We start from the raw sequence: 17,970 nt of genomic DNA on the forward strand, positions 1-17,970 counted from the left end.
TATGCGACACTTACAAAGGCGTGAGTGTCGTGAATGGGGCTGGCATTGCCCGGATGACCCCGCTAGGAGGGGATTAGACATGAATAGCAAAACGAGCAATCGGAGTAAGCCGCATGGCGAAGATCACCTATGTTGAACACAATGGCACCGAACATGTTGTCGAGGTCGCCAATGGGCTGACCGTGATGGAAGGCGCACGCGATAACAACATTCCCGGGATCGAAGCTGACTGTGGCGGTGCCTGTGCCTGTTCAACCTGCCATGTTTATGTGGATCCGTCCTGGGTAGAGAAGATCCCCGCGATGGATGACATGGAAGAGGACATGCTGGATTTTGCCTATCAGCCCGATCCGGCCACCTCGCGCCTGACCTGCCAGATCAAAGTGACCGATGCGCTGGACGGTCTGGTTGTCAAAATGCCTGAGAAGCAGATCTGATGTGGCGCGCGGCGATCCTGACGGCCGCGCTAGGCCTGTGTGGCGCGGCAACGCATGCAGAGGCTGAGATCACGTCGGCCCGTTTTGATGGGCCGACGACCCGCTATGCCCACGGGGTTTTGGGCGATACCGTCGAATATGGTCAGCTGGTCCTGGAGACCCGCGATGGCGGCAAACGTCAGACCGTGACCATCACCCTGCCACAGGATCATGTTTTCGAGGATCTGCAGCCACGGCTGGCGGATGTCACCGGGGACGGCCTGCCAGAGGTTGTGGTGATCGAAACGGACGCGCGCCAAGGCGCAGCTCTGGCGATCTACGGGCCCAAGGGGAAACTGGCGGAAACGCCCCATATCGGCACCTCAAACCGCTGGCTTGCGCCGATTGGGGTGGCGGATCTGGATGGTGATGGCGCGGTGGAACTGGCCTATGTTGATCGCCCGCATCTGGCCAAAACCCTGCGGGTCTGGCGTTATGAGGATGGCAGCCTGCGCCAGATTGCCAGCGCCAAAGGGCTGACCAACCACAAAATCGGCTGGGACTTTATCGCCGGCGGTATTCGTGGCTGCGGTGAGGATCTGGAACTGGTCACAGCCAATGCTGGCTGGACCCGTATTGTGGCGACACGTCTGCAGGCGGGGCAGCTGATCAGCCGCGATCTGGGCGCCTATAGCGGCCCCGACAGTTTGAACCGCGCGGCGGAGTGTCGCTAATCACCGCAAAAGAAAAACCCCAGACCAAGGTCCGGGGCTTTCTGTCTCTAATCACGCAAGCGGTTAAAGCGCGCGCCAGCCGATGTCGCGGCGGCAGAAGCCCTCAGGCCAGTCGATCTGATCCACCATCGCATAGGCGCGATCCGCAGCTTCCTTCAGCGATGCCCCGCGTGCGGTGACGTTCAGGACACGGCCACCGGTGGCGATGATCTGGCCGTCCTTTGCGCCGGTGCCGGCGTGGAAACACATCTCAGTGCTGGTTTCGGGCAGCGTGTCGAGGCCGTTGATGACGGAGCCTTTTTCGTAAGCGCCCGGATAGCCTTTGGCGGCCATCACAACGGTCATCGCATGATCGTCAGCCCAGTTCACCTGTGCCTCAGTCAGACGGCCTTCAGCACAGGCCTGCATCAGATCCAGCGCCTGTGCGCCAAGGCGCAGCATCAGCACCTGACATTCAGGATCGCCGAAACGCACGTTGTATTCCACCAGACGCGGCTGGCCGTCTTTGATCATCAGACCGGCATAGAGCACACCTTGGTAGGGCATGCCGCGATCGGCCATGACTTTCATGGTGGGTTTGATGATTTCATTCATCGCCTTTTCGGCAATCTCGTCAGACAACACCGGGGCAGGGGAGTAGGCGCCCATGCCGCCGGTGTTCAGGCCGGTGTCACCTTCGCCCACACGCTTGTGGTCCTGCGCGGTGCCGATGGCCAGACAGTCCTCACCGTCGACCAGAATGAAGTAGGAGGCTTCTTCGCCTTCCATAAACTCTTCGATCACCACCTCGGCACCCGCAGCGCCAAACTCACCGCCGAACATATCGTCGATGGCGTCCAGCGCGGTCTGTTCGTCCATTGCAACGATCACACCTTTGCCAGCGGCCAGACCGTCAGCCTTGACGACAATCGGCGTGCCATTGGCGCGGATGTGGGCCTTGGCGGCCTCAGGATCGGTGAAATGGCCGTAGCCTGCGGTCGGCGCATTGGCGGCGTCGCAAATCTCTTTGGTGAAGCTTTTTGAGGCTTCCAGCTTGGCCGCCGCGGCAGAGGGGCCGAAGACCAAAACACCTGCGTCACGCAAACGGTCGGCGACGCCCTCGGCCAGCGGCGCCTCAGGGCCGACGATCACGAAATCAATGGCGTTTTCTTCGCAGAAGTTCACCACCGCCGCGCCGCTCAGGATGTCGAGGCTGGCGCAATCGGCGATCTGTGCGATCCCGGCGTTGCCCGGTGCCACGATCAGCTTGTCGCATTTCGGGTTCTGCATCACTGCCCAGGCAAGAGCATGTTCACGCCCGCCACTTCCGAGAATTAGGATATTCATGATAGCCCTTCCGCTTGGCCTTCCGTTGGCGGCGTTCTAAGGTGCGCGGGACTAGGAAACAAGTGAGCAGAGCGGCGCAGGCATGTCTGACCTCTTCGACGACCCCAGAGAAGGCGAAAACGCCCCGGAATTCAGCGTCACGGAACTGTCCGGTGCGATCAAAAAGATGATCGAGGGGGAGTTTTCCCATGTGCGCATCAAGGGTGAGATTGGCCGCGTGTCCTTTCCCCGGTCGGGCCATGTCTATCTGGATCTGAAAGACGACCGCTCGGTGATTGCCGGGGTGATGTGGAAAGGCGTGGCCGCGCGCGTCCAGACCCGCCCCGAGGAGGGGATGGAGGTTGTCGCCACCGGTCGTTTGACCACCTTCCCAGGTCAGTCGAAATACCAGCTGGTGATTGAGGATCTGAAACCCGCCGGCATGGGCGCCTTGATGGCGATGCTGGAAAAGCGCAAAGCGATGCTGCAGGCCGAGGGTCTGTTTGATCAATCCCGCAAAAAGCCGATCCCCTACCTGCCTGAGGTGATAGGCGTTGTGACCTCACCCTCTGGTGCTGTGATCCGCGATATCCTGCATCGGCTGCGCGATCGTTTCCCGCGCAAGGTGCTGATCTGGCCGGTGGCCGTTCAGGGCGAACGCTGTGCCCCCGAAGTAGCGCATGCGATCCGTGGCTTTAACCAATTGACGCCGGGCGGGGCATTGCCGCGACCTGATCTGCTGATCGTTGCGCGCGGTGGTGGCTCGATCGAGGATCTCTGGGGCTTCAACGAAGAGGTGGTGGCGCGCGCGGCCGCAGCCTCGGACATTCCGCTGATTTCAGCGGTGGGGCATGAAACAGATACGACGCTGATTGACTTTGTGTCGGATCAACGCGCACCGACGCCCACGGCGGCAGCGGAACTGGCGGTGCCCGTCCGTATGGAACTGTTGGCCTGGGTGGATCAGCAAAACGCCCGCCTCAGCCGGGCGCTGAGCCAGGGGATCACCCAGCGTGGGCAACGTCTGCGCGATCTGTCGCGCGCCCTGCCACGGGCCGAAACACTGTTGGACGGTCCGCGCCAACAGTTGGATCGTTGGTCCGATAAGCTGCCTGTGGCTTTGATGCAGGGCGTGCAACGCCGCAAGACGCATCTATCAGAGATCAAAGGTGGGTTGCGTCCGACAGGACTGCGGCAGCGCATCGAGCGTGAACAGAGAGAGCTCGCCAAGGTCAGCCCGCGCATGAACACAGCATTCCAAAGGGATGTGCGATTGAAGCGCGACGCCTTTGATCGCCTGAGCAAACGCCTGTCGGATGCCGGTGGGCGGCAGTTGCAGGGCTGGCAGCAACAGCTGGAGGCGATGGACCGACTGCGCGAAACACTGGGCTATAAGGCGACCTTGCAGCGGGGCTATGCGGTGGTGCGTGGCGATGGGGCTGTTGTGACAACCGGCGCGGCGGCGGCCCAGGCCACGACGCTGGAGATTGAGTTCGCAGATGGCCGGCTTGATGTCTCAGACAAGGCGGCCGGTCCGGGCGGATCTGAGCCTACGGCTGCAAAGGCGCAGGCGCCCACAACCACAAAGGCCAGGCCCAAAGCGACCCCACCAAAACCGGAGCAGGGCAGCCTGTTCTGAGAGCGACCCTCGGTGCCGCATTGGGGCGGATTCAGAAAAAAGATTTGTGCATAACTCATCTTTTTTGCTGTGTGCTAAAATTTGTTTTACCAGAAATCTTGCGCCGAAGCGCTGGTCATGTTCATCTCTTGCCACAACACATTCAGGGAGAATGAGATGATTACCCGAGTTATCGGTCTGTCTGCTGCACTTCTGTGCGGCACCATTGCAGCACAGGCGGAAACCCTGCGCTGGGCCCGCGCTGGTGATGCACTGACGCTGGACCCGCACGCCCAGAACGAAGGGCCGACCCACACGATTCGTCACCAGATGTACGAACCGCTGATCATTCGTGACACCACCGGCGCCTTTGAGCCGGCACTGGCCACCGAATGGGCGCCCAGCCCCACCGACCCCAACGTATGGGTCTTCAAACTGCGCCCGGGCGTGAAATTCCACGATGGTGCTGACTTCACCGCCGAAGACGTGGTGTTCAGCTACAACCGTGCGAAACAGCCGAACTCGGACATGAAAGAGCTGATCGGCTCGATCACCGAAGTGCGCGCCGTGGATGACCTGACCGTTGAAATGGTCACCAATGGTCCGAACCCGATTCTGCCGTCGAACCTGACCAACCTGTTCATCATGGACAAAGGCTGGACCGAGGCGAACAACACCGTCAACGTGCAGGACTTTGAGGGCGGCGAAATCACCTTCGCAACCACCAACGTCAACGGCACCGGCCCCTACACCCTGGTCAGCCGTGAGCCCGACGTGAAAACCGTCATGGCGCGTAACGAAAACTACTGGGGCCGTGACATGTTCCCGCTGGAAGTCAGCGAGATCATCTACACCCCGATCCAGAACGCACCGACCCGTGTTGCAGCGCTGCTGTCGGGTGAGGTGAACTTCCTGCAGGATATGCCGGTTCAGGACCTTCAGCGTGTTGACGGCGCAGCCGGCTACGGCGTCAAACAGGCCCCGCAGAACCGTGTGATCTTCTTTGGTATGAACCAGGGCGCAGATGACATCGAAGCAGACAACGTTGACGGCAAGAACCCGCTGGCCGACGTTCGTGTGCGTAAAGCGATGTCGATGGCGATCAACCGTGACGCCATCCGTCAGGTTGTAATGCGTGGTCAGTCGATCCCGGCTGGCATGATCGCACCGCCCTTCGTCAACGGCTGGACCGCTGAAATGGACGCCTCGTCGAAGACCGACGTGGACGGCGCCAAGGCGCTGATGGCTGAAGCCGGCTACGGCGACGGTTTCTCGATCCGTCTGGACTGCCCGAACGACCGCTACATCAACGATGAAGCGATCTGTCAGGCGTCGGTTGGCATGCTGGCGCAGATCGGTATCACTGTGAACCTCGACGCCAAGCCGAAGGCACAGCACTTCCCGCTGATCACCGACGGCAAGACCGACTTCTACATGCTGGGTTGGGGCGTTCCGACCTATGATTCGGAATACATCTTCAACTTCCTGGTTCACGGCCGCGAGTCGGACATCGGTACCTGGAACGGCACTGGCTATGACAACGATGACGTCGACGCCAAGATCGCAACCCTGGCATCGAACACCGACCTGGCAGCCCGTAACGCGGATATCGCGTCGATCTGGTCTGCCGTTCAGGGTGATCAGCTCTACATCCCGATCCACCACCAGGTTCTGAACTGGGCCATGGCGGACGGCGTGGGCATCGATGTTGATCCCGAAGACCAGCCGAAGGTCAAATACATCAAAATGAACTAAGGTTCGTTTGCTGCCGGTGGCCCTCGGGCCACCGGTTTTCTTTCGTGTTATCAATTCCTGGTCGGCCAACTCTGTGCCTGAAGCATCGCCGAACCGACCGACGTTACCGATTTCCCAACGCCGGTTTCCGCCGGGAGGATGACCATGACACCCCTGCTATCTGTATCTGCTGAATGCCTTGCCGCCACCGTGGCGCGCATGGGCGTGCGCTGTGGGGATAAGGGGAAAAAATCGCATTCGGACGTTGGGGGAAACGCCCTGATTGCATGGTCCAATTCGCGTTTCGGCAAGCGTTTCGACACATGGGCGGGACAAACGCCGCGTCATAGCCGCGCGCCCCGTGCCGACTATCCCAAAGCGAAGGTTGACCTCCTGTCCGTGATGGGGGAAAGCAGCGCCGATCTGGCCCGTAGGGCCGCGGAGCTCATGGCGCCTGAGCCCCTGCGTTTGCAGGGCTGGACCCGGGCGTTACGTAGATAAAAGACCGCAGGCCAAGCCTGCACAAAACACCGAGCTGACTGTGCATCCGTATCAGGCCCCGGCCTGTGCCTGTCAGCATAAATAACCAACCCGTGGCGCGCTTTGGCGCGCCGCAACAATAAAGTGGGGACAACGTGTTTTCCTATATCGTTCGACGGGTGTTCCAATCTGTCATCGTGCTTCTCGTCGTGGGGCTTGTCGCCTTTGCGATGTTCAACTTCGTCGGTGATCCAATCGACAACATGCTGGGTCAGGAAAGAACGCAAGAGGACATCGATCGTCTGCGCGCCCAGCTGGGATTGGATCAGCCCTTCCCGGTGCAATACTGGAAATTCCTGATGAATGCCGCCGAAGGCAACATGGGCGTTTCTTATCGTCAGGGCCGCCCTGTGACCGAGATCATCTCGGAGCGTTTGCCTGCCACTCTGGAACTGGCGCTGGTTTCGGGCTGCCTGGCGCTGTTCTTCGGCATTGTGATGGGCGTGCTGACCGCGATCCGCCGCGATGGCTGGATGGCCAACACGGTGATGACCCTGTCGCTGGTTGGCGTGTCGCTGCCAACCTTTCTGATCGGGATCCTGCTGATCTACATCTTCTCGGTTGAGCTGGACATGCTGCCCTCCTTTGGGCGCGGCGAAGTGGTGGAAGTTGGCAACTGGACCACAGGTTTCATGACCGCCAGCGGTCTGAAAGCGCTGATCCTGCCGTCGATCACGCTGGGCCTTTATCAGATGACGCTGATCATGCGCCTGGTGCGTTCGGAAATGCTGGAGGTGTTGCGTCAGGACTATGTCCGCTTCGCCCGCGCCCGTGGCCTGTCTGAGCGGGTGATCAACTTCCGCCATGCGCTGAAAAACACGCTGGTGCCGGTGATCACTGTGACCGGTCTGCAGCTGGGCTCGATCATCGCCTTCGCCATCATCACCGAGACCGTGTTCCAATGGCCGGGTGTAGGCTTGCTGTTCATCAACGCCGTCCAGTTTGTGGATGTGCCGGTGATGGCTGCTTACCTGATGATGATTTCTGTCCTGTTCGTGGGCATCAACCTGATTGTCGATCTGCTCTATGTGGCGATTGACCCACGACTGCGCGGATAAGAGAGACACCAATGACTGATTCAACAAACCCTCAAAAAACGCGCCCGATGTCGAAGCTGGCCCGCGCCTGGGACAGCGACATCGCCTATGCGTTCCGTCGCTCCCCCGTCGCGATTGTGTCGCTGGCGGTGGCAATGGCGCTGGTGCTGGCGGCGGTGTTTGCCCCGCTGATCGCGCCTTACAACCCGTTTGATCCGGCCACCTTGAACCTGATGAACGGCTTCACGCCGCCAAGTGAGCCGAACGCCTTTACCGGTGAAACCTTCTGGCTGGGCACTGACGATCAGGGCCGTGATGTGTTCTCGACCATTCTTTATGGTCTGCGCATCTCGCTCTTCGTGGGCTTCGCGGCTGTGATGCTGGGCCTGACCCTTGGTGTGATTGCCGGTCTGGTATCGGGCTACTACGGTGGCTGGACCGACACGCTGATCATGCGGACGGCAGACGTGCAGCTGACCTTCCCCTCGATCCTTGTGGCTATGCTGATCTTCGGGATCGCCAAAGGTGTGACCCCGGTGGAATACCGCGATCAGATGGCGATCTGGGTGCTGATCCTGGCCATCGGCCTGTCGGACTGGGTGCAGTTTGCCCGTGTCGTCCGAGGCGCCACCATGGTGGAAAAGAACAAGGAATACGTCCAAGCGGCCCGCCTGATCGGGCGCGGCAGCCTGCCGATCATGTTCCGTCACATCCTGCCCAACGTGCTGTCGCCGGTTCTGGTAATTGCCACGATCAGCCTGGCGCTGGCGATCATCGCCGAAGCCACGCTGTCCTTCCTGGGCGTGGGCGCCCCGCCGACCCAGCCGAGTCTCGGCACCTTGATCCGTGTTGGTCAGGGCTTCCTGTTCTCGGGTGAGTGGTGGATCCTGTTCTTCCCCGCCTGCACCCTGCTTGCGCTTGCCCTCAGTGTGAACCTGCTGGGCGACTGGCTGCGCGATGCGCTGAACCCCAAACTGCGGTGATCTCATGAGCCTTTTGAACATCAAAAAACTCACTGTTGAGTTCCCCACGCGGCGCGGTGTCTTCACCGCGGTGAACGCCGCCGACCTTTCGGTGGAACCGGGGGAAATCCATGGCCTCGTCGGGGAATCCGGCGCGGGCAAATCCACCATCGGCGCGGCCATCATGGGCCTTTTGGAACGTCCCGGTCACATCGCAGATGGCGGCATTGAGCTGCAAGGCGATGCGATCAGCGGTCTGGACGCGGATGCCATGCGGTCCCTGCGGGGCCGTCGGATCTCGATGATCTTCCAGGATCCTTTGACCTCACTTAATCCGCTGTTCACCGTGCGTCAGCAGCTGGTTGAGACCATCCGCGCCCATCTGGACGTGAATGAGGCCGAAGCCAACAAGCGTGCCCGTGACCTGATCGACCGTGTTGGGATCCCGGATCCTGACGGCCGTCTGGACCAGTACCCGCACCAGTTCTCGGGCGGGATGCGGCAGCGGGTTGTGATTGCCCTCGCGCTCTGTTCTGAGCCTGAGGTCATCATCGCCGATGAACCGACCACCGCGCTGGATGTGTCCGTGCAGGCGCAGATCCTTGATCTGATCCGCGAGTTGGCCCGGGAACGTCAGGTCGGGGTGATCCTGATCACCCACGACATGGGCGTGATTGCCGACACCACCGATCGTGTGACGGTGATGTATGGCGGTAAAGTGGTTGAAACCGGCGAAACCTCGCAGGTGATCGGCGCCCCACGTCACGAGTACACCCAAGCCCTGATCGCCGCAGTGCCGCGCCCGTCGGTGCGTCTGCATCGTTTCCCGCAGCTGTCTTATGGCGGCCGTGAGACCCGGTTTGCGATCGAGGATCTGGCGCGGTCGTGGCCGAAGGTCGAAAACGATCCGTCCCGTCCGCTGTTGGAGGTCAAGGGCGTCACCAAGAAATTCGTGAAACGTCAGGGGCTGCTGCCTTGGGATCGCGATTACTTCACCGCGGTGGACAATGTCAGCTTTGACATCCGCCCGGGCGAAGTGTTCGGCGTAGTGGGGGAGTCCGGTTCGGGCAAATCCACCATCGCGCGGATGATCTCCGGTCTCTATCAGCTGGATGGTGGCTCGGTCGATTTTGACGGCAAGCTGGTCAGCGATCTGAGCGATAAGGCCCGTCAGGCTGATTATCGCAAAGAGATCCAGATGATCTTCCAGGATCCCTATTCCTCGCTGAACCCGCGGATGCGGGTGGATCAGATCGTGTCTGAACCGATCCGTCATCACCGTCTGCTGAACGGCAAAGCGGTGGATCAGCGGGTGGCAGAGCTGCTGGAACGTGTGGGTCTGGGCGCCGAAGCGGCGTTCAAATACCCGCATGAATTCTCCGGTGGTCAGCGTCAGCGGATCGCGATTGCGCGGGCTCTGGCGACCCAGCCGCGCTTCCTGATCTGTGATGAGCCGACCTCGGCACTGGATGTGTCGATCCAGGCGCAAATTCTGAACATCCTGAAGGATCTGCAGGAACACCTGGGCCTGACCATGCTGTTCATCAGCCACGACCTGCCGGTGGTGCGCCAGATGTGTGACCGCGTGGCGGTGATGAAATCGGGCAAGCTGGTGGAACTGCAGGAAACTGAGGCGCTGTTCAGCAATCCGCAGACTGATTACACTAAATCGCTGCTGGATCTGATGCCGCGTCTGGCGGATCTGTCGGAAACCCCGCAGGCGTCCTGATCCTGAGCGTGATGTGAAACGCAGCGGCGCCCCTCGGGGCGCCGTTTTGCGTTTCTGGGTCTGTGTATTGCGCTTATTGCGGCGTTAGCGCATCCAGACGCGGGTGCATGATGCGGCGCCACAGGGCTGGCCATAGGGCCACCACCGCCATCGTCGGCAGCGCATAGGGCAGGCGGGGCATCGCCGCCTCCAGTCGCAGGCCGGGGTAGGGCCGCGTCGGGTTCAGGTGATGGTCCGAATGACGCGGCGCATTCAGCATCATCGCGGACGAGTAGCGATGCGGTGTGTTCCAGCTGTGCTGCGGACCAACGGGCTCTGGTTTGCCGTTCTCACGGATCGCGCGGCGTAGACCGTAGTGCTGCACATAGTCCGACAGGATCATTTGCAATTGGGCATAGCAGCAGACAGTGATCAGGGCGAAAGCCGGGCCGGCGCCAAAGAGGGCCGTGCTCAGCAGCGTAAGGGCGGCGATGAGGCTGTAGTGCAGATAGGGATGCTGCCAAAACCTGCGTCCTTTGCGGCGCTTGTTTTCAGCGATGAGGCCCTCACGAAAGGCCCCGCGCCACCAATGTGGTGCAAAGTACCAGACACTTTGCCCGCGCGGCGCGGAGCTGGGATCGCGGTCGGTGCCGACATGGATGTGGTGCACCAGCGGATGGGCGGACACATGGTGGCCGATTAACAAAGATGAATAGACCAGCTTGCCCAAACGGCGCAACCAGCGGCCCGGCCGATGGATCAATTCATGGGCATTGGGGTGACCGATCTGACCAAAGAACAAGCCATAACCGATCAACAGCCCCAACCGTTCCCAGAGGCCCAAGCCACTGACCCCGCCAATCGCCCAGACAGCCAAAGCCAGCATCGGCAGATGCAACAGGCCCAAGGTCACGGACAGACCATCACCGGTCGGAAACTCCGCGTCGGGATTTGGCGCTGTGGGGGTAAGCTTGTCGAGGCTCCAGGTGAAAACCGTGATCGCAAGAACAGCAGCTAGAACCAGCCAGCCACCGGTAACACTGGCGCAGATCAGCAGCGCGGCTGGCAGCAATGTCGCAAAGGTAAACAGCCACATGGTGGGGCACTCAGGTTCAATCCAAGAGCGAGCTTACCCCTGTGCCGGGATCAGTGCAAATACTGAAGGATTTTGTTGGCTTGGAGTCTTAAGGACAAGTTTCGGGCGATAATTGGCCAGGCAAGTCGGATTACAAATTGCCTAAAGACAACTAAACACCAACCTCGGGACCCGGGCAGTTGAGCGGATCATCGGTTTTTAGCACCTCATACAGCTCTGACGCTGGCTCTGGTCCGTAGAAGGTGGCGCGTAGCCCTTCGGCCTCTTTGACAAAGCTCCAGCATTGCGGGCCATTGAGGTCCTCATAGACAAAACAGATCCGCCGATTGTCTTCGTACCAGTAGCCCTCTTTGCATTCGCCGCCCAGAAACGACCAGCGCACGCGGCGATTGTTGAGGTATTCCTCACCGCCATAGGGCACGCCGTCCTCGGCGAAATAGAAGGTCTGCCCCTTGGTGTAGTTTTCAAACTCTTCACCTGTCATCGCGTCCTGCGCCTGTGCGGGTGACGACAGGGAAAGAGCTACAAGGGCTTGAGCGATCAGGGGTAACATGGCTTTCATAGCCCCATGCTGCCGCAAAGCGGCGCAGCAACCAAATCACATTTTTTGAAACTGCGCGGCGGGGCCGGATGTTTACCTTTCTTAACTTCACCATTTTCGCGGGGTTTGCTCTGTCCGCGGTGTACTTGCTGTGGTTCTGCTACCGGCCTGCAAGCGGCGCCAAAACGGCGGTCAAAACCCTGGCCGTGGCGCTGCCGGCGCTGGGGCTTAGCGTCAGCGGTGCGCCCTTGTTGCCGCTACTGGGGCTTTGGGCCTGTGCTATGGGGGACTTTCTGCTGTCGCGCGATGGTGAGGCGATGCTGCAGGGCGGTATCGGTGCTTTTGCGCTGGGGCATATCCTCTATGTCGTTGCCTTCTTTGTGCATTTCTCGCCGGAACTGGCCTGGGGCACTCTCTGGGTTCCGGTGCTGTTGATCCTCTTGGGCTTGTCGACCGAGTGGTGGTTGCAGCCCCATACCGGGGCGCTGCGCTGGCCGGTGCGGATCTACGTGCTGCTGATCCTTACCATGGGCTGTGTCGCTGCGCAGCAACCGATTCCCCAAACTTGGGTGTTTTGGGGCGCATTGGCGTTCATTTTGTCGGATTTGGTGCTGTCAGTGCAGATTTTTGTCAAAAATGACGGTCCTTTCGGTCGGGTGGCGCCATTTGTCATCTGGTTCTTTTACTACGTTGCGCAAGTGCTTATTTTTAATGGATTCATCGCGTGAAAATACATTGAGTCTCACAGGGTTTTCCACAGGCTAATCCCCAAGAAAACAAGGGCTTGGCCTTTCAAAGGGGGCGGGAACTGGCTAGGTGAAATCAAACACTTGCGGAGTCCCGGATGTCCTTTTTCGGCAAATTGAAACAGCGATTGATGAAGTCGTCCTCACGTCTTGAGGACGGGCTGGAGTCGATTGTTGAGGATGGTGGCGAAGTTGAGGAGGTTGTGGAGACAACCCCCGAAGCACAGCCAGAGCCGCGGTCTGCACCAGCGGAAGAGCCTGAAGAGCAGGGCGCAGAAGAGGTTTCAGAGGCCGCTCCGGAACCTGAGGTGTCGCAGCCCGAGGCACCGGAACAACCCGCCGCTGAACCCGTGACAGCACCCGAGCCTGAGCCTGAGCAGCAAGACAGCAAACCTGGTTTCTTCGGTCGCCTCATGGGGCGGAGCGAAGCCAAACAGGTGACCCGCCGCGTGTTGGATGACGACATGCTGGAACAGCTCGAAGAGCTGCTGATCGCATCGGACATGGGTGTGGAAACGGCAACCCGCGTCACCGCCAATATCGCTGAAGGGCGGTTTGGCAAGAAACTGTCGACCGAAGAGATTAAATCACTGCTGGCCCAGGAAGTGGCCCGCATCATGGAGCCGGTGGCCAAGCCATTGCCCATTTATGCCAAAACCCCACAGGTGGTTCTGGTTGTGGGCGTCAACGGATCCGGCAAGACCACAACTATCGGCAAACTGGCCAGCCAGTTCCGTGCGGCTGGAAAATCCGTGGTGATTGCGGCGGGCGATACCTTCCGGGCGGCCGCGGTTGAACAGCTGCAGGTCTGGGGCGAACGCGCCGGTGTGCCGGTACTGACCGCGCCCGAAGGTTCGGATCCCGCAAGTCTGGCGTTTGACGCCATGACCAAGGCCGAGGCAGAGGGCGCTGATCTGTTGCTGATCGACACGGCAGGCCGGCTGCAGAACCGCGCTGATCTGATGGAAGAGCTGGCCAAGATCGTGCGGGTGATCCGTAAGAAAGATGAAACCGCACCGCACAACACGTTGCTGGTGCTGGATGCGACCACCGGGCAAAACGCTTTGAACCAGGTTTCGACCTTTGGGGAATTGGCGGATGTTTCGGGTCTGGTCATGACGAAACTAGATGGGACCGCAAAGGGCGGCGTGCTGGTGGCCTTGGCTGACCGGTTTGGCCTGCCGATCCACGCAATTGGCGTGGGGGAGCAGATCGATGATCTGCAGGCCTTTGATCCCGAAGAATTTGCGAAGGCGCTGACGGGTCTCGATGCTTGAAATTCATGATTCACTGAAAAACGAACACGGCTGGGATATCGTGGCGCTGCATGAGGCGGTGGACGAGCTGCTGGATGGCAGCCGGTTGAGCCACCCGTTCCCCGGCGATGATATCTGGGGCGACGATCGCATTCTCTATGCGGAGGTCGTGGTGACCCATGGCGATATCCTGATTGGTGCGGGCCGTTTGATCTGGGATTCTGCCCAGGATCAGGCGCTGCCGCGGATCACCGATCTGTGTCTGCTGCGGCGCTATCGCAATGCCTTTACGGTTGAGACGATTGTGTCGAGCCTGATTGATGAATACGCCAAACATGCGGACGGTGGGCCGGTCATTCTGGGTCATGACGGGCGTGAGATCGATATTTCGGAACGGCTGGAGCGGCTGCGCGATATCGAAATGGGGCAGTTTGAACCCCGCGTGATCTGAAGCAGAAGGCGTGAGCTGAGATGAGTGCGTGGCTGACATCTCTGGAAGGGACAGAGGCCGGGCACCAGCTGGCGCTGGCTTTGGCCCTGACGGCGGCCTTTCTGCATGCAGTGTTCGGTGCCCTGCAAAAGGGGCGGCACGATCCCTGGCTGACCCGCGGCGCCATTGATTTCAGCTACGGCGTCATGGCGGCGCCTTTTGCTTTCTTTGTGGTCCCTTGGCCTGAGCCGCATATGTGGCCAATCCTTGGTGGTGCCTTTGTGATCCACGTCGGCTACAAGCTGCTGCAGAGCTACACCTACACCAAGGGCGATTTCACCGTGGTCTACCCGGTGGTGCGCGGCATGGGGCCGTTGTTTACCGTGGTCGGCGCCTATCTGGTGTTTGGCGAGACGTTCAGCTGGATGCAATGGGCCGGTGTCGGTGTGTTGTTGGCGGGCATCTTCGGGCTGGCGATTTACAATATGATTTTCCTGACCTCATCGCGTGACACGCTTGGGGTTGCGATGGTGCTGGCCTCCTTCACCGGTTTGTTTGTGGCGCTTTACACCACCTATGACGCCTATGGCATCCGGGCGACAGCGGATCCTTTTACCTTTCTGGCGTGGTTCTTCCTGATTGATGGTCTGGCGATGCCACCGATTGCTTACCTGCGCTGGCGCCGCATGGCGCATCCCCCGGCCGTTGCGCCGCTGATGCTCCGCGGTGTGATTGGCGGGTTGATTGCTTTTGCCAGCTTCGGCTCGGTCATGATGGCGACACGGCTGGACAAAGTGGGTGAAGCCGCAGTGCTGCGGGAGACCTCAACCGTCTTTGCAGCGATCATTGGCTGGCTGTTTTTGAAAGAGACAGTGGGGCCACGGCGCATCGCTCTGATGGCTTTGATTGCTTTGGGTGCGGTGATTGTTGAAATGGGCGGCTGAACACCCGATATAGGGCGGCACAGCCCGCGTTTGGGCCGCGATGAGGAGTGAAGATGTCAAAGACCCCCGAAACTGACGGCGCAGTGCCTGCCAAGTCGGTGAACCCGATGCTGAAATCCGCGCTGGAATTCGGCCCCATCGCAGCCTTCTTTGCCGCCTATATCCTGCTGAAGGATCAGAGCTTTGACATCGGTGGCACGGCCTATGATGGCTTCATCGTGGTCACCGCCGGGTTCATCCCGCTTCTTGTGGCCTCAACCCTGGTGCTGTGGCGCCTGACCGGCCATCTGTCGAAGATGCAGATCGTGACGCTGGTGCTGGTGGTTGTTTTTGGCGGCATGTCGGTCTGGCTCAATGATGAGCGGTTCTTCAAGTTGAAGCCGACGCTGATTTACCTGCTGTTTGGCGGTGCTCTGGGCTTTGGCCTGATGCGCGGGACCAGCTATCTGGAGGCGGTGATGGACACCGCTCTGGCGCTGACGCGGGAAGGCTGGATGATCCTGACCCGGCGGCTGATGTATTTCTTCTTTGGGCTGGCGGCACTGAATGAAATCGTCTGGCGCACCCAAACCACTGAGGCCTGGGTCTATTTCAAAACCTTTGGTCTGACCGCAGCGATTTTCCTGTTCTTCATGACACAGGGCAAGCTGTTTAAGGACCACAGCCTTGAGGCCGAAGAAGAAACGGCGGAGTAACCCACGCCGTTGTCTAAGAATCTGTGAAGGGCTGGCCGTTTGGTCAGCCTTTTTGTTTGAACAGCAGTTCCTGCGCCTTTTTGTTGTCCTGCAGGTTTGACCGCATGTCTGCCGCCACTGCGCGGCCTTTGGCAACGCCATCGCGGGCCGCCAGTTGGTCCAGCCAGCGTTTCAGGTTCGGCTTGTCGCTCAGGTCCTGCTGCTGCCCTTCCCAGAGCGACGCCCAGGGCCAGATCGCCATGTCTGCGATCGAGTAGAAATCGCCCGCGACAAATTCATTGTCCGCCAGCTGGGTGTCCAACACGCGATAGAGACGGCTGACCTCATTGCGGTAGCGGTCCTTGGCGTAGGGCAGGTCATTGGGCGGATCCATCGCCGGGGCGTATTTCAGGAAGTGGTGCGCCTGACCCGCCATCGGGCCGACGCCACCCATCTGCCACATCAGCCATTGTTCCACGGCCACCTGTTCGCGCGCGTTTGAGCCATAGAACTGGCCGGTCTTGCGGGCCAGATATTGCAGGATCGCACCGCTTTCAAACATCGCAATCGGCGCACCGTCCGGTCCATCCGGATCTACGATGGCGGGCATCCGGTTGTTGGGGGCGATTTTCAGGAAATCCGGCTCAAACTGCGCCCCCGCGCCAATGTCCACCAGATGCAGATTGTACGGCAGGCCCATTTCCTCCAGCGCGATGGAGATTTTCCAGCCGTTTGGCGTGGGCCAGTAATAGAGGTCGATTGCGTTGCTCATGTCATACTCCCTTGTTGGGGGCGATGATGGCGCTTTGACCGCTGGTGGCAAGGGGGCATCGCGTATCTCACGTATAGGTGTCGTGACGATAGGTTAACTTGACCTTCCCGTCGCTCTGTCCTATCAGGCGGGCCGTGGCGATTTGTTTACCGGATTGCGGGCCACGTAAAATATTCCGCTAAAGAGGTCAGGATGAAAGAGCCCCTTTCGCTTGACCGCGACGGGGCTTTTTTGTTTGGGCGCGATGCCCGGAGGATTTGGAATGAGCGAGAGCTGGAACAAACGGACCAAGCTGGTGCACGGCGGCACGCGGCGCAGCCAGTATAATGAGGTGAGCGAAGCGGTCTTCCTGACTCAGGGGTTTGTCTACGACACCGCCGAACAGGCCGAGGCACGGTTTGAAAAGGCAGGGCAGGATGAGTTCATTTATGCCCGCTATGGCAACCCGACCATGGCGATGTTCGAGGACCGGATTTCCGACTATCTGGGCTATGAGGATGGTTTTGCCTGCGCCTCTGGAATGGCGGCGGTCAATGGCGCGCTGATGGCGCTGTTGAAGGCAGGCGACCACGTTGTTGCCTCACGGGCGCTCTTTGGTTCTTGCCTCTACATCCTCGAAGATATCCTGACCCGTTTTGGCGTCAATGTGACGCTGGTCGATGGCACCGACAATGCGGCCTGGGCCGAAGCGATCACTGCAAAGACCGATTTGGTCTTCCTTGAATCGATTTCGAACCCAACGCTGGAAGTTATTGATCTGAAACACGTTTGCGATCTGGCGCATGAGGTTGGCGCGATCGTGGTGGTGGATGATGCGATGGCCACGCCGGTCTATTCCTATGCCAAGGCCTGCGGCGCCGATATCTCGGTTGTGTCGACCACCAAACATGTGGACGGGCAGGGCCGGATGCTGGGTGGCATCATCTGTGGCCCCAAGGATCTGATCCGTGGCCCGATTGAGACCTACATCAAACACACCGGTGGCGCGATGAACCCCTTCACCGCCTGGACCCATCTGAAAGCGCTGGAAACCATGGAACTGCGGGTGCGCGCGCAAGCCGCGGCGGCCCTGGACGTGGCTGAGGCGCTGAGCGGCCATGACAAGCTGAACGTGGTGCGCTACCCGACCCACAAGGCCCATCCGCAGCAGCAACTGGCCTTGTCGCAGGCCCCGGCCGGTGGCACCGTACTGACGATTGAGGTGAAGGGCGGCAAAGAGGCCTGCTTCCGCTTCCTCAACGCGCTGCAGGTGATCACCATCTCAAACAACTTTGCCGATGCGAAATCCATCGCCACACATCCGGCAACGACGACCCACCAACGTCTGCCGCAGGAACAGAAAGACACGCTGGGGATCAGCCCCGGTCTGGTTCGCCTGTCGATCGGGCTGGAAGACCCAAGCGACCTGATCACTGATCTGCTGCAGGCCCTGGATCAGGCCTAAGACGAATTTCAGT

Annotated in this window: 18 protein-coding genes and 1 riboswitch; of the genes, 14 read left to right on the plus strand and 4 right to left on the minus strand. The window is 59.9% G+C overall.

What is annotated here, in order from left to right; genetic code table 11:
• The first annotated feature begins 113 nt into the window (after positions 1-113).
• Positions 114-437, plus strand: a complete 324-nt coding sequence (locus tag ACORLH_RS06285; RefSeq protein ID WP_321831768.1) for a 2Fe-2S iron-sulfur cluster-binding protein — start codon at positions 114-116, stop codon at positions 435-437.
• Entirely contained in the window at positions 437-1,150 is a 714-nt protein-coding gene (locus ACORLH_RS06290; protein ID WP_321831769.1) for a VCBS repeat-containing protein, read from the plus strand. The genes ACORLH_RS06285 and ACORLH_RS06290 overlap by 1 nt, the downstream gene beginning before the upstream one ends.
• A 63-nt stretch (positions 1,151-1,213) precedes the next feature.
• Here ACORLH_RS06290 and purD read toward each other — a convergent pair whose 3' ends face one another.
• Positions 1,214-2,476: a phosphoribosylamine--glycine ligase gene (gene purD, locus ACORLH_RS06295; RefSeq protein ID WP_321831771.1), complete on the minus strand. Its 1,263-nt coding sequence runs from the start codon at positions 2,474-2,476 to the stop codon at positions 1,214-1,216.
• Between the two features lie 82 nt (positions 2,477-2,558).
• Between purD and xseA the strand changes: the two genes are divergently transcribed.
• From xseA to ACORLH_RS06325, 6 genes are all read left to right on the plus strand, one after another.
• Entirely contained in the window at positions 2,559-4,094 is a 1,536-nt protein-coding gene (gene xseA / locus ACORLH_RS06300; RefSeq protein ID WP_321831773.1) for an exodeoxyribonuclease VII large subunit, read from the plus strand.
• A gap of 156 nt (positions 4,095-4,250) precedes the next feature.
• Entirely contained in the window at positions 4,251-5,828 is a 1,578-nt protein-coding gene (locus ACORLH_RS06305; RefSeq protein ID WP_058244584.1) for an ABC transporter substrate-binding protein, read from the plus strand.
• 144 nt (positions 5,829-5,972) lie between these two features.
• A complete protein-coding gene (locus ACORLH_RS06310; protein WP_321831775.1) occupies positions 5,973-6,308 on the plus strand; it encodes a hypothetical protein in 336 nt (111 codons plus the stop codon).
• Positions 6,309-6,442: 134 nt separating this feature from the next.
• Positions 6,443-7,405 (plus strand): ABC transporter permease, encoded by a 963-nt coding sequence (locus tag ACORLH_RS06315; RefSeq protein ID WP_321831776.1) that lies wholly within the window; start codon positions 6,443-6,445, stop codon positions 7,403-7,405.
• Positions 7,406-7,416: 11 nt separating this feature from the next.
• On the plus strand, positions 7,417-8,367 hold the full coding sequence (locus ACORLH_RS06320; RefSeq protein WP_321831778.1) for an ABC transporter permease: 951 nt from the start codon (positions 7,417-7,419) through the stop codon (positions 8,365-8,367).
• Positions 8,368-8,371: 4 nt separating this feature from the next.
• Entirely contained in the window at positions 8,372-10,075 is a 1,704-nt protein-coding gene (locus tag ACORLH_RS06325) for an ABC transporter ATP-binding protein (protein ID WP_321831780.1), read from the plus strand.
• A gap of 73 nt (positions 10,076-10,148) precedes the next feature.
• On the opposite strand, the gene ACORLH_RS06330 is transcribed toward ACORLH_RS06325, so the two are convergent.
• Both ACORLH_RS06330 and ACORLH_RS06335 read right to left on the minus strand, forming a co-directional pair.
• Entirely contained in the window at positions 10,149-11,150 is a 1,002-nt protein-coding gene (locus tag ACORLH_RS06330; protein ID WP_321831781.1) for an alkane 1-monooxygenase, read from the minus strand.
• 151 nt (positions 11,151-11,301) lie between these two features.
• Complete coding sequence (locus tag ACORLH_RS06335) at positions 11,302-11,712, minus strand: hypothetical protein (RefSeq protein ID WP_321831782.1); 411 nt, start codon at positions 11,710-11,712, stop codon at positions 11,302-11,304.
• A gap of 68 nt (positions 11,713-11,780) precedes the next feature.
• Here ACORLH_RS06335 and ACORLH_RS06340 point away from each other — a divergent pair, with 68 nt between their 5' ends.
• The 5 genes from ACORLH_RS06340 (at position 11,781) to ACORLH_RS06360 (ending at position 15,762) form a co-directional block, all read left to right on the plus strand.
• A complete protein-coding gene (locus tag ACORLH_RS06340) occupies positions 11,781-12,419 on the plus strand; it encodes a lysoplasmalogenase (protein WP_321831783.1) in 639 nt (212 codons plus the stop codon).
• Positions 12,420-12,535: 116 nt separating this feature from the next.
• On the plus strand, positions 12,536-13,714 hold the full coding sequence (ftsY, locus tag ACORLH_RS06345; protein WP_321831784.1) for a signal recognition particle-docking protein FtsY: 1,179 nt from the start codon (positions 12,536-12,538) through the stop codon (positions 13,712-13,714).
• On the plus strand, positions 13,707-14,144 hold the full coding sequence (locus ACORLH_RS06350) for a hypothetical protein (RefSeq protein WP_058244592.1): 438 nt from the start codon (positions 13,707-13,709) through the stop codon (positions 14,142-14,144). The genes ftsY and ACORLH_RS06350 overlap by 8 nt, the downstream gene beginning before the upstream one ends.
• Positions 14,145-14,164: 20 nt before the next feature.
• Positions 14,165-15,067 carry an SMR family transporter gene (locus ACORLH_RS06355; protein ID WP_321831785.1) on the plus strand — a complete coding sequence of 301 codons (903 nt, stop codon included), beginning with the start codon at positions 14,165-14,167 and terminating at the stop codon, positions 15,065-15,067.
• Positions 15,068-15,120: 53 nt separating this feature from the next.
• A complete protein-coding gene (locus ACORLH_RS06360) occupies positions 15,121-15,762 on the plus strand; it encodes an inner membrane-spanning protein YciB (RefSeq protein ID WP_082626371.1) in 642 nt (213 codons plus the stop codon).
• A 43-nt stretch (positions 15,763-15,805) separates the two neighbouring features.
• On the opposite strand, the gene ACORLH_RS06365 is transcribed toward ACORLH_RS06360, so the two are convergent.
• Entirely contained in the window at positions 15,806-16,513 is a 708-nt protein-coding gene (locus tag ACORLH_RS06365) for a glutathione S-transferase N-terminal domain-containing protein (RefSeq protein ID WP_321831786.1), read from the minus strand.
• A 124-nt stretch (positions 16,514-16,637) separates the two neighbouring features.
• Positions 16,638-16,716, plus strand: a riboswitch (SAM riboswitch).
• A gap of 59 nt (positions 16,717-16,775) precedes the next feature.
• On the opposite strand from ACORLH_RS06365, the gene ACORLH_RS06370 reads away from it, so the two are divergent.
• Complete coding sequence (locus tag ACORLH_RS06370) at positions 16,776-17,957, plus strand: aminotransferase class I/II-fold pyridoxal phosphate-dependent enzyme (RefSeq protein ID WP_321831788.1); 1,182 nt, start codon at positions 16,776-16,778, stop codon at positions 17,955-17,957.
• Positions 17,958-17,970 lie beyond the last annotated feature (13 nt).

This window comes from Thalassovita sp. (genome assembly GCF_963691685.1).
In the GTDB taxonomy this organism is placed as follows: Bacteria; Pseudomonadota; Alphaproteobacteria; order Rhodobacterales; family Rhodobacteraceae; genus Thalassobius.